This is a genomic window from Desulfosporosinus sp. BICA1-9 (genome assembly GCF_000802135.1).
Window position 1 is genome coordinate 1 of sequence record NZ_JUEE01000220.1, and the last position, 11,550, is coordinate 11,550.

The following is an 11,550-nucleotide window of genomic DNA, read 5'->3' on the forward strand; positions in this document are numbered from 1 at the left end:
GGCTGAGACAGAGAAGGCCTGTAATAAAGAAGCCTGGGAGGCGGAACATGCTTAAACCGCTTTCCCAGGCTTTGCTTTTATTGCCAATCCAGAAAGTATTGCCATGTCCATCCCCCCCTCTTGTAATTAGATCGTTGTTAGACGCCGTTCTGGTTCTTCAGAGCATCCTCTAAAGCAGCCCTCAATTTTGAAAACCTATATTCAAAATTAACACATTCATCTTTCCACCTCCGAAATGGCGTCTAACGTTAGGCGGCGGACTATGCCCCTTTATTCAGAGACGACCATGGACGGGAGTCCCTTTGAACTTCCCCCGAACTGTATTAATGCACTAAATACGAATATTATGTACTAAACTTTAGCTATCAACTAAAAAGTTATCCTAAATTAAGCCAAATCAGTCGACGTTATTTGAAAATATTTTCCATCCTGAGCGCAGCAGGCTATTCCCTCTGTCCTTGCCTATCTAGCGAAAAACTACCCCTTACTCGGGACGTGTCGACAAGCGTATGTCGTAATACTTTCTTTAGATGAAATCGACCAGTAGAGCCAGCACCCATCTGCCTCCGTCTTCTTGCTAATCATTTTTGGGAGTATCGCACCCAGGAAATACTCTAATTGTTGCTGCATTGTTTTAAAGTTCTTTTCCCACTCCAATAAAAAATTATCATTAGAAATGTTGCAACGAGAGCCATAACCGATCCGTAATAAAACGGGGCCTGATTATTGACATTATCATAAAGTAAACCTGCAATAACACTGGCCGGAAGGAGGGTAATACCTACAATACTATTGTACAGTCCAAGGCCTGTGCCGCTCTTATTTTTGTCAATAAGGTCTGAAACCATTGCCTTCTGAACTCCATCCGTTGCCGCACTGTAAAGACCATAGAAGGCAAATAAGAGAATAAGTACAACTGGACTGCTTGTTCTGCCGAAGCCAAAATAGATCACTGAATAAAGGAGATAGCCAAAGATGATCAATCTTTCGCGGCCTATTTTGTCTGATAACATTCCTGCTGGAATCGCGAAGAGCACAGAAACTGCATTAAAGATAAGATAGATCATGGGAATAAATGAATCGAGAATTCCAATATCACTAGCTTTGATTAGGAGCAAAGCATCTGTCGAGTTACCTAGGGTAAAAATAAAAATAATAACCATAAACGCATAATATCGAGGTGAAAAGTCCTTTAGAGAAATTTTCCCCAGGCGCTCTGTTTTATCTCTTTTTGCCTCTTTCACAAAGAAAATAATCGAAGCCAAGCCTAATAAACCCGGTATAGCAGCCAAAAGAAATACTTTACGATAATCTCTGGGAAAAAGAAGTAAAACTCCGGTAGCCAAAAGAGGTCCTAGGATTGCCCCACTATTATCCATCGCTTTATGGAAACCAAAATTTTTCCCCTTTGTATTCTCTTCCGACGAACCTGCAACTAAACTATCTCTGGGAGCCGTTCTAATTCCCTTCCCAATTCTTTCAGTGAATCTAACGATTAGAACTTGCAGCGGAGTCGTCACAAAAGCAAATAAGGGTGAAAGCAAAGCTGTAAACGCATATCCGATAATCATAAAGGGCTTGTTCTTTCCAACTTTGTCACTCCACCAACCCGACAAAGCTTTAAGAACCGAGGCCGTACTTTCTGCTATACCTTCGATTAATGAAAGTTCGGTTTTCGTCGCGCCAAGGGTCATTAAAAACAAAGGCATGATCGCATAGATCATCTTGGTTGCCGTATCCGTTAGAAAGCTGGTCAATCCCACAAAGAAAATATTTCGTTCGATTCCCAGTATTTTTTTCCCTTCTTTTTCATCCTTCATGAAGCTCCCTCTCTGTCATTATCAGTTTACGTTTTGGTTATGTTGAAAAACTAACTCGCTATACTTTTCGAAAGCTTCGCCGATCTGCTCCTGTTTTGTCTTTGCACTATCTCCCTCAGAAGCATGAAATAAATCCCGTGCTTCAATCTTGTGAAACCAAGATATCAGCTTTTGTAGTTCTTCCTCTTCCTCTTCAAGCTCCGCGAAAGTGAACTTTTCAATGGAGATTTCCTTTTCTATTTCCTTAAGATATTTCTCACTTTCATCAATAAATTCGCTATACTCTTCATCTCGAATTGTATTGAATGTTGTGATTATCTTTTCTTCGTATCTCTCATCCGCACATACGCTTTCCATCAGGAGAGCATCTCCACTCTTATCTTCGATGTCTTCGGCTAATCTCGCTAAGGCAGAGTAATTCTCTTCATTGCAAGGCAAAATCCACATGGATTGGTGGAGATTCACAGCTCCTAATTTTTTTAGTCCACGCCAGGTTGCAACCCTATATCTTGAGGGTTCTGTGGGTAGATTATAATTTAAGACTAGCCATTTCCCTTTTTCCATAAGCAATACTCCTTTGTAATATTCGTTACAATATCAAGCTTTTTTAAAAAGTACTAAAAGCTGCTTTTGTTAAATACGTTTAATACGCTTCAATAAATACTCTTCTGCTTTAGAATATAAGCCTCTTATTTTTTCGCATAATAAACGCCGGTAAGTGAAGTTTACTACCAACACGATCAAGTAGCTTCCAAGCACATCCATTGGATAATGAACGCCGACATAGACTCTTGAGACACCTACGAGTAAAGATAAGATAATCAATATTGCCCCAAAAACTTTATAGCTGTTATTAATCCCCAACGCTATACTCATCGTTCCTAAAGAATGGTCACTAGGGAAAGAAGCATCTGGAGCATGGGGTGTTAGTAAATTAACATGATCAGTGACAAAAGGTCTTGATTCATAATAAAATATGCCGATTACAAAGCCTAAAAATAAACTCATCAGAGTTATGGCCAATGCATCGGCTGCTGCATATCTAAACAGTTTATCTTTACGATAAACTCCATAAAGATAGAGTGCTGTAAGTGCAGCCACAAAGAAAAGTGGACTATAGTTTGAAAACAAAATCATGATCTCGTCAAGCGTTCTATTCACCTGGGCAACCCCGTTAATTGCATTAAATACAGGTACATTCATAAACATTTATCCATCTGCCCCTTTTGATTATTTTCGGTCATGTCTATTACACGTTAAAAAAGGAGTTAGGTTGCAAAACCTAACTCCTTTTTAACCTTTATGAATTTTGACTTACAAATATTAGGGTGAAGGTAATATGCCAATTCTGGTAAGTTTTCAGTATAAGGGTACCAGAAACTTATATACTAATACCCCCTTTGCCCTCATCCTTATGAGTAGCCCATTGACTCCCAAGCTCAAAGAAGTACAATACAACTTTTGAACAAATAAGTACCATAGCCATAGTTCTGAATAATCACACTCAAATACTTATCAAGATGAAGTAAAACATCAATGCCATAGTTTATAAAATTCACGTTTCATTGCCTCCTAAAAATCGGTCAAGCTTGCTCCCGCATCGACTGCAATAGTTATCCTCTTTACTGATCATCGCCTTGCAATTATGACAAGATTCATTAATCTCGCTCCCACAATTGCTGCAGAAAGAATTGAACTTGCTCTGCAAAGCTCCACACTTGTAACAGGTTAGATTATTTTGTTTATAGATCAGATAAACAATAAACCCAACCAAATTTGTAATTAAAATCAGTAATCCCCATAACGAAGCATTCAACTTCTTTCTACCCGCATCTTTGTAGACCCAAAGAGCTAAACCTATCCAGTAGATTGCCATGATCAATCCTAATACCACCCCTGTAATTTCAAGGAGTCTTTCCGCATAAGGAATGGGATTTACCGTCCTTATCATAAGAACTTTGCTTTGAGTGCTTCTGTCCATTAAATAGTTTAGTAAATAGACCTCTTTCGAGGTAAAATCCGCTTCGTAAGACAATTCATCCTCAATTGCCTGCCTTACCTGTTGATCATTTGGAATATAGTCTTTGTTTAGAATCATGTTTTCTTGTTTTACAACCTTATAAAGTTGACCTGGATTGTCTCTGTCCTGGAGGTATCCACTGCCCACCCCATACGGTATCAATTGTAGCTTTGTCTTGTCGCCGATAAGGTTATTATAGGCTTTAAAAACAATCGTTTTCACCTCAATCTTCGGCCAGCATTAGGGTAATATGTTCTACTTTGGATCACGCAGGATTTTGGGTAAGACACGATAAACTTCCATCACCACAATATTTAAACTTAACCAGACTCCACCAAAAACATAACCAGCGACAGCATCACTCGGATATTGTATCTGAAAGAAGATGACCGTTAGGCCCGTGACTATACAAACACCTAATGTCATGATGAACAGCAATGTGCCAATCCACCTGTTTTTGGCATGACGCAACACCATAAACGAGGCAAAGCCATAGACAACTACGGCTAATAAGGTTTCTTGACTGGGAAAGGTGGAGATAATTCCACTCGGACCCACGCGATGAAAAATAAGTCTCAATCCCACTTCCAATAGCGCTCCCCCAAAAACGGTAATGAAAAGAAACCCTGTTTCCAGAAGTCGATTCCTGCCTTTGAGGATAATCCACGTCAATATCAGCAACGTCAAGGCAAGCAACACTTCCGGAGCCGTTGAAAGCTTAAACAATCCCATAACAGAGGACCAGTTTTCTGGAAAGATCAAGCTCACTAAATACGTAACAACTGTATCAAATTGGCTAAATTCATGGGCTAAAAGGTCCTGAATGAGTCCAATCAAGACAATCGATAAGCCAAAAAAAATTGCAGCAACTCCAACGATAGCTACTTTTATCTTCCCAAGAGAATGAAATATTTGGATTCCGTTTTCTAACGATTTCAAGATAAAGTCAATGATGGATACCTTATATTTCCGATAGAAATAGATACATAACAAAACGATCGCAAGAACAATTCCACCTATAATCAGATATTTCTTAATCGCACCGTGGAATTTTTCCCAATTCGATCCTAAAATCTTGCCTAAGGAAATAAAAGTACCTGTCCAAATAAAAGCACCAATATATGCATTTAAAGCAAATTTTACATAAGGGATCTTGGCAATTCCTGAAAAATAGCCTGTAATATGCCTTACCCCAGGTATAAAGTAAGCTATAACCAGCAAACCATTGCCGTACCTTTCAAACCATTGTGACGTCTTCTCCAATTTATCTGGCCCTAAATGAATGTAAGAACCGTATTTTTGAAAAAATGGAGTCCCTAAAGTGCGGCCAATAAAGTAAGAAATCGTAATGCCCAATATAACTCCCAGGGTTGCAACAATAATACTGATCCCCAAATTTAACTTTCCTTGAAATACAAGAAACCCACAGTAGGTCATCAAGGCTTCCCCTGGTGTCGGAAAAGCTATAAGTTCCAGCATGAGTGCAACAAATAATACGATATATCCATATTGATTGAATAGATCCGTTATGAAATTCATTTTAACCTCCTGATGAGTCAACTTAACTAACTCTCTTTATAGGCTGCCATTTTCTGGTGAGCCATATTCTATTTAAGCCTTTAATGATTACACGTTTATAATCAGAAAAAGTTTTAGCTTATTCGTAAATAATATCTCATTTATTCAATGAGATCACAATAAAAAGGCCTCCATCCGTATCAAATGGGTGGAGGTCTCGTTTATATTGGAGCGTTTATAGTTTATTCTAATCTTGCTTACTCAGGTGCTCGCGCAGTTCTATCCAAGAGGTCGCTATAATAGCCACCAGCGAAAGACATATGACCGTGATATCCCAAGGGTGGTTAGTTTTGATATGCTTTTATCCTTCAGACTGATTTGCTCTTTTAATTTCGTTATAGCTCGATTACTGCCTCAATTTTTACTTCTGTTACCAAACAACTCCTTAAACCGTTTCACCGCATATTTGCCGATATCACTCAACCATTTCCACAGAGTATCAATTGGCTGCTTTTTGCGTAAATAAACCTTGACAATCAACAAAAATATAAGTAATACGAAGCCCGCAATGACTAATACAACCGCAACCGGATTTTCTTCATACATTGCAATGGCAAAGAGTTGCACCGTTGCCCCATATCTCGTTAGATAGTTGTTTGCAGGTGAGGGCAATTCCACGATTGTGGCTGTATTAACATCGTTAATTTTTGCAATCATATAGTGGTAATAGCTGTTTTTGGTTAATAGCTCTGCACCTGCACCGCCTGAAATCAGATAGCGCACACCATCTTTAGTGTATTCCAAATAGCTATGGATATGGGATAAATACACGGTATCTACATGGTAGCTACTCATAAGCTTTTCAAACTTTACCGCTTCCTGTGGGTCTTGGAAGCCATGCTCCATATCCTTGCTTTCATTGTAATTATCTAATTTCTGCTCCGCCCAATTTTCGCCGCTTTTCACTGCGTTTACATAGTTTGGAATTTCATTGGCGGTTACACCGCTTCTTGGGTCATGGGGTGGTATATGCGTAATAACAAAAATGCGTTTTCCCTGGGCCTTTTTCAAATCCTTTTCTAGCCATGTGTATTGTTCGTCTGTAATCGCCTGTTTTTCAGACCATCCGGGAGATGAATCCAAAAACGCAAAATGGCTATCTGTAAAATCAAAGGAATAATACGCCGGGCCATACAGCATTGTATAGGTGCTGCGCCCATTGCCACGAATATCGTGATTGCCGAGAGTTGTGGAGAGGGTTGTGGAGACTTTTGATACCGTCTGGTCAAACAGTCTATATTGGTTCGGTTTTCCACTGAACACAAGGTCCCCATTGTCAATAACAAACACAGGATTTTCTCCATTTATCTGCTGGATAATCTGCTCAAAGGTATCATAGCCATCCCTATTATCACCGAGGATGATGTATTTATATTTTCCTGTGTTGTCTGCGTCGCTTGGCTGTACCGGTTCAATTTTTATAGTTTTCTCGGCACTCACTGCAATGCTTAACTGTAAGGTGTTGACCGTCTCCTTCGTCATGGGTTGGTTATTACCGCTAATGCTTTTTACATAAAAATCAGGGTTTATATTTTCAATCAATAACAAGATGTCAGCAGCATTACTACCCTTTACTTGTATCGTCGGTAGGGGGGATAATGCTCTTATGACAAGGCTTTCAGTACCATTTTTACCCTTTTGGATGCCTTTTACAAAACCGCCATAAACTGTGACCTGAGCATTCTTCATTTGATAAGTTGAAGACGAGTCATCGGGGTTGAATTGAAGTGGAACACTTACAAAATCGTTACTGATTTCATAACTACTTATGGTATTGTAGATAAACGTACCAACACCTACGACAAGACATAAACATAAGATAATTATTGTAAAATTAATAAGCTTTTTTATTTTCATTTCATACCCCTTTCTTTGTCTCCCGGCTACTTATTATATTCTTCATTACTTTATGGAAAATTAAACATTCTACCATTTCTATACCAATTATAGCATGGTGCGAGAATAAGATTCTCTGAAATAGAGCCAAAAAAATAGATGAGTTTATAAATAATTCATTCATCTACCTTTAGCTATCTCCCCCATAGGGGATATATTGATATGAATATTCCTTTGTTGCGCAATATCCTACGAATGCGCATGATAAATAATTACAGGTTAAACGGGCACACGGGGGGCACACGGGGGGACGGTTCTCTTGTGTCAAATTAGAATGCATGGTAGAATCTGAGAAAAGGGAAGAAGGGGCGTGAAGGAATGCCCAGGAAGCCAAGAAAGAAGAGTGAAACAGGAATCTACCATGTTATAGTACGGGGAATCGGCCAGCAGGATATTTTTCACGAAGAAGATGATTTTCAGAGATACCTGGAAACCACAAAAAAGGTATCACTAGAAAGCGGGGTAAGCGTACTAGGGTATTGCTTGATGACCAATCACGTTCATTTATTGCTAAGAGAAGACTATGGTGTGGGCGCTCACTTTAATTGGCATTAAAGTGAGCGTTTTTTCTTGCCTTCTTTGTCGTTTCTAGCAGATAATGATTGTCATGCGGCTAAATAGATCACATGACAATCTTAAAAAAGGATAAAGAAAGAGGAAACATCATTGGCCGGCCAGCCTCGTTTCCTCTTTCCCATTGGTTACTACCAATATGAGTTTAACTGAAGAAATCTGGACTGTCCAGTCTTATATTAAAGGCTTTATTAATGGTTGCCCAAATCACTTGCGTCCAATGATGTGTCCCCACTGCTTTGAAAAAGTGATGTTGCATAAACATGGAAGTTATAAAAGAACAGTGTATACGTTATTAGAAGCGTTCATCATATCCATCTACCGGTTTAAATGTATCAAGTGTGGGAGAGCCACCTCGTTACTTCCTAACTTTGTGATGGAACATCATCAGGCGGCATGGGACGTCAAAGAAGCAGTGATTCATCAACAGTTATCTGGGGTGGCTTTGCTTAAAATAGCGGAGGATCTGGTAACCTCTGCGGGAGAGTTTAGTGAGAAGACTCTTTGGCGATGGAGCAAATCAATACATGATGAACTGAGAGACTCATCATCCGAACAATGGCGGATTATCTTAGAGAAGTTGCCCCACGTAAAAATCCCTGTTGGCCCGTCGAAACCTGCCCGAGAATGGTCCTGGTTGTTTAGGTCATGGGAGCAAGTAAGATCGACAATACCGGGATTCATGAATATTGGACTTCTTGCTTGGCTCTACCAGATTAAACGCTCACGGGCGGTGACGGTCGGATAGCTTCATCCCACAAAAGCTGTCCATGGTGTGGCGAAACTTTTTCAGGCAGAATAGCGGTAGGGGTAACCCCAGCCTAAATTTATGTTTGAAGGAGTGAGAAACCATGGATTTTGCTACAGATGAACAGATGGCAGCGTTTCGTTACGGATTAATAGCACCGATTGTATCTCGTCAGACTCCGATGATTCCCGGAGAGCTGAAGCGTCAGCTTGTTCAAATTGCCGCGCTCAGTTACACTATTCCTGGCAGTCACAAGACTCATGTTAGTGTGCGCACGCTTGAGCGCTTTATGGCAAACTACCGTAAAGAGGGTTGGGAAGGGCTTAAACCCAAAAAACGTCCTCAGAAAAACGCCATAGCCTTACCGGCTCCCGTCTTACAAAAGGCAATTGAGTTACGCCGTGAACGACCGGAGCGTAGTGTGGAGCAGATTATCTACCTATTAGAACATAGCGGTATGGCCTCCGAGGGAGTGCTTGCCCCGAGTACCTTATCCCGGCACTTGCGCAAGGCGGGTGTCAGTCGCCAGGAACTCTTGCAGGCAGTGGAATCATCGAGAGGTCATCGGCGCTTCGAAGTGGAGGATGTTCATCTCATGTGGCAGGCAGATTTTCAACATACCCTTTATTTGCCGGACCCACTCAATCCAAAAAAACGTAAAAAAGCGATGTTATTCGCCATCATTGATGATTTCTCTAGGGCCATCGTCCACGGAGAATTCTACTGGGATGAGAAATTGCCTCGTTTAGAAGATGCCCTAAAAAAAGCGATCTTGCGCCACGGAGTGCCCTCTCAGTTCTACTGCGATAATGGGAGCGTTTTCTCTTCCCACCATTTGGTCCGGATCTGTGCCAAGTTAAACATTAAGCTATCTCACTCGCGTCCGTACAAACCAATGGGTCGAGGAAAAATTGAGAGGTTCTTCAGATTTATTGATACAAGCTTCAGACCAGAGGCCCATGTGCAGATTGGAAACGGTAGTCTTTCGACGTTAAAACAGTTAAATGAGGCCTTTACGTCCTGGCTTGAAGGCTACTACCACTTACGTAAACACGGTAGCACCGGTCAATCTCCTAAGGATAGGGCTGCTGGTCTTAAACGGACCATGCGCAGGGTATCGATGATTGAACTGACTGAGATCTTCCTGTGGGAAGAATCGCGAAAGGTGGATAAGGCGGGTTGTGTCAGCGTCTTTGGTAATATCTTCGAGGTTCCGTCTCACCTTTCTAGTCAAACCGTCACACTTCGCTTCGACCCCTACGATCTAAGCGTTATGCAAGTTTGGCATGAAGGAAAACGGCTACCCGATGCTCGGCTTCTCGATTTAAATCGCAGTATCCATGAACGCGTCAAATCGAGATCCAAGGTCGAAAAGCAAGAAGTTGCCCCTGTGTCTGGGTTGAATTTTTTCAAGTTAGCGGAGGACAAACGCCGTAGCACCTGGGCCCAAGAAGCTTTGAATTTCGGACCAAAGCAGGAGGCAACCCATGAATGATCTGCCAAGTTCTACCCAAATTATCCCCTTTTCTCGGTCACCTCAAGGAGATATGTTCTTTGAGGCAGGTGCTTACGCTGAAGCCTTGGCACGCTTGAAGTTAATGGTTACAAACTCCTGCCTTGGCGTACTTACTGGAGAAGTAGGTAGCGGTAAATCCACCCTTATTCGCCGTCTTGTGCAAGAATTAGATCCTGTCCGGTACCAGGTGATCTATCTAAGTCAGGCGGGCATGAAACCTCGTGATTTTTATGGAGATTTATTGCGTGGGTTAGGTGAAGAACCAAATTTTTACCTATCTAAATCGAAACTGTTGCTCGAACAAGTCTTAAACTACAGAGCTCTTCAGAGGGATAAATCGTTGGTTGTAATTATTGATGAAGCTCATGACATCAGCCCGACCATGCTATTAGAGCTTCGGTTTGCTTTAAATCACCAAATGGACTCAGCCTCTTTACTTTCGCTCATTCTTGTCGGGCAGCCGGAGTTGCGCAGGATCTTACGGATGAACAAATACGAGGCCATTGCCCAGCGTATTCATCTTCAATACCATTTAGGTGGTCTTACTTCTCAAGAATCCGCAACTTATATCCGCCACCAAATGAAGCAAGCCGGGCTTACCACCCCCGTTTTTGCAGATAGTGCTCTCGGTCTAATCCACTCGGAGACGAAGGGCATTCCTAGACTAATTAACACGATCTGTATTCATGCCCTCTATGAGGCCAAACGTAACGGAAGTGAGGTCGTGGAGGACGCTCAAATTGGGCGAATTTTAGCGGATGCCGAAAGGCAACGTGGTACTGCTATGTAAGTTTTATCCACATTATCCCCAATATACACATAGATTGGCATGTGTGTATTGGGGATTTTTCTTTATCCACATTAACAGGCATTCTGAGGGATATGTATTGACGTTGGAATTCTATTGGCATTGACATGTTGTCAGCACATTTCTTCCGCCATTGGCAGCAAGATACACGCCGTCATTTTAGGTGAGAAGCGACACTATGGCGATATATCAGTGTTTATGAAACGCTTGGGTATAAGTTACGCTTACTGGTACAACTGGAAATACGAAAGAATTGGACACGTGTTTCAAGATCGATTTAAGAGTGAATGCGTGGAGGACGACGGATACCTACTGACAGTCATTCGCTACATCCACAAAAATCCCGTCAAAGCATCCATCATCAGCAAACCAGAGGAATATGAATGGAGCAGCTGCACTGCTTATTACAAAGCGGATCGAAATACTGCCACATTTCCTGATACCAGTCTAATCTTAAGCATTGTACATAATGAAAAGAAAAAAGCAATTGAAGGACTTAAAAAATTCACAGAAGAGGGTAACGAAGACCACTGCCTGGATTGCGATAAGACCAAACGAATCAGCGAAAGCGAAGCATATGAAATCACCAAG

At 41.2% G+C, this 11,550-nt stretch carries 10 protein-coding genes and 1 pseudogene; 5 read left to right on the forward strand and 6 right to left on the reverse strand.

Annotation, left to right across the window (positions count from 1 at the left end; translation table 11 throughout):
- Positions 1 to 614: 614 nt before the first annotated feature.
- From JL57_RS27170 to JL57_RS27195, 6 genes are all read right to left on the reverse strand, one after another.
- On the reverse strand, positions 615 to 1,820 hold the full coding sequence (locus tag JL57_RS27170; protein WP_034145027.1) for an MFS transporter: 1,206 nt from the start codon (positions 1,818 to 1,820) through the stop codon (positions 615 to 617).
- Between the two features lie 21 nt (positions 1,821 to 1,841).
- The gene (locus tag JL57_RS27175) at positions 1,842 to 2,384 is read right to left on the reverse strand and encodes a Chromate resistance protein ChrB (RefSeq protein ID WP_034145028.1); all 543 of its coding nucleotides are present in this window, start codon (positions 2,382 to 2,384) and stop codon (positions 1,842 to 1,844) included.
- Positions 2,385 to 2,453: 69 nt separating this feature from the next.
- Positions 2,454 to 3,029 (reverse strand): phosphatase PAP2 family protein, encoded by a 576-nt coding sequence (locus tag JL57_RS27180; RefSeq protein WP_291300647.1) that lies wholly within the window; start codon positions 3,027 to 3,029, stop codon positions 2,454 to 2,456.
- Positions 3,030 to 3,375: 346 nt separating this feature from the next.
- Positions 3,376 to 4,062 carry a zinc ribbon domain-containing protein gene (locus JL57_RS27185; protein WP_034145029.1) on the reverse strand — a complete coding sequence of 229 codons (687 nt, stop codon included), beginning with the start codon at positions 4,060 to 4,062 and terminating at the stop codon, positions 3,376 to 3,378.
- Positions 4,063 to 4,095: 33 nt separating this feature from the next.
- Positions 4,096 to 5,379, reverse strand: a complete 1,284-nt coding sequence (locus tag JL57_RS27190; RefSeq protein ID WP_034145030.1) for a VTT domain-containing protein — start codon at positions 5,377 to 5,379, stop codon at positions 4,096 to 4,098.
- Between the two features lie 393 nt (positions 5,380 to 5,772).
- Positions 5,773 to 7,275: a metallophosphoesterase gene (locus tag JL57_RS27195; protein WP_034145031.1), complete on the reverse strand. Its 1,503-nt coding sequence runs from the start codon at positions 7,273 to 7,275 to the stop codon at positions 5,773 to 5,775.
- A 357-nt stretch (positions 7,276 to 7,632) separates the two neighbouring features.
- On the opposite strand from JL57_RS27195, the gene JL57_RS27200 reads away from it, so the two are divergent.
- From JL57_RS27200 to JL57_RS27220, 5 genes and pseudogenes are all read left to right on the forward strand, one after another.
- Positions 7,633 to 7,869, forward strand: coding sequence for a transposase (locus JL57_RS27200; RefSeq protein WP_034145032.1), 237 nt, complete (start codon positions 7,633 to 7,635; stop codon positions 7,867 to 7,869).
- 157 nt (positions 7,870 to 8,026) lie between these two features.
- The gene (locus JL57_RS27205; RefSeq protein ID WP_291300648.1) at positions 8,027 to 8,635 is read left to right on the forward strand and encodes a DUF6431 domain-containing protein; all 609 of its coding nucleotides are present in this window, start codon (positions 8,027 to 8,029) and stop codon (positions 8,633 to 8,635) included.
- Positions 8,636 to 8,738: 103 nt separating this feature from the next.
- On the forward strand, positions 8,739 to 10,130 hold the full coding sequence (locus tag JL57_RS27210; protein ID WP_034145034.1) for a DDE-type integrase/transposase/recombinase: 1,392 nt from the start codon (positions 8,739 to 8,741) through the stop codon (positions 10,128 to 10,130).
- Positions 10,123 to 10,941, forward strand: a complete 819-nt coding sequence (locus JL57_RS27215) for an ExeA family protein (protein ID WP_034145035.1) — start codon at positions 10,123 to 10,125, stop codon at positions 10,939 to 10,941. The genes JL57_RS27210 and JL57_RS27215 overlap by 8 nt, the downstream gene beginning before the upstream one ends.
- A 114-nt stretch (positions 10,942 to 11,055) precedes the next feature.
- Positions 11,056 to 11,550, forward strand: a pseudogene (locus JL57_RS27220) (hypothetical protein); the annotation flags it as partial.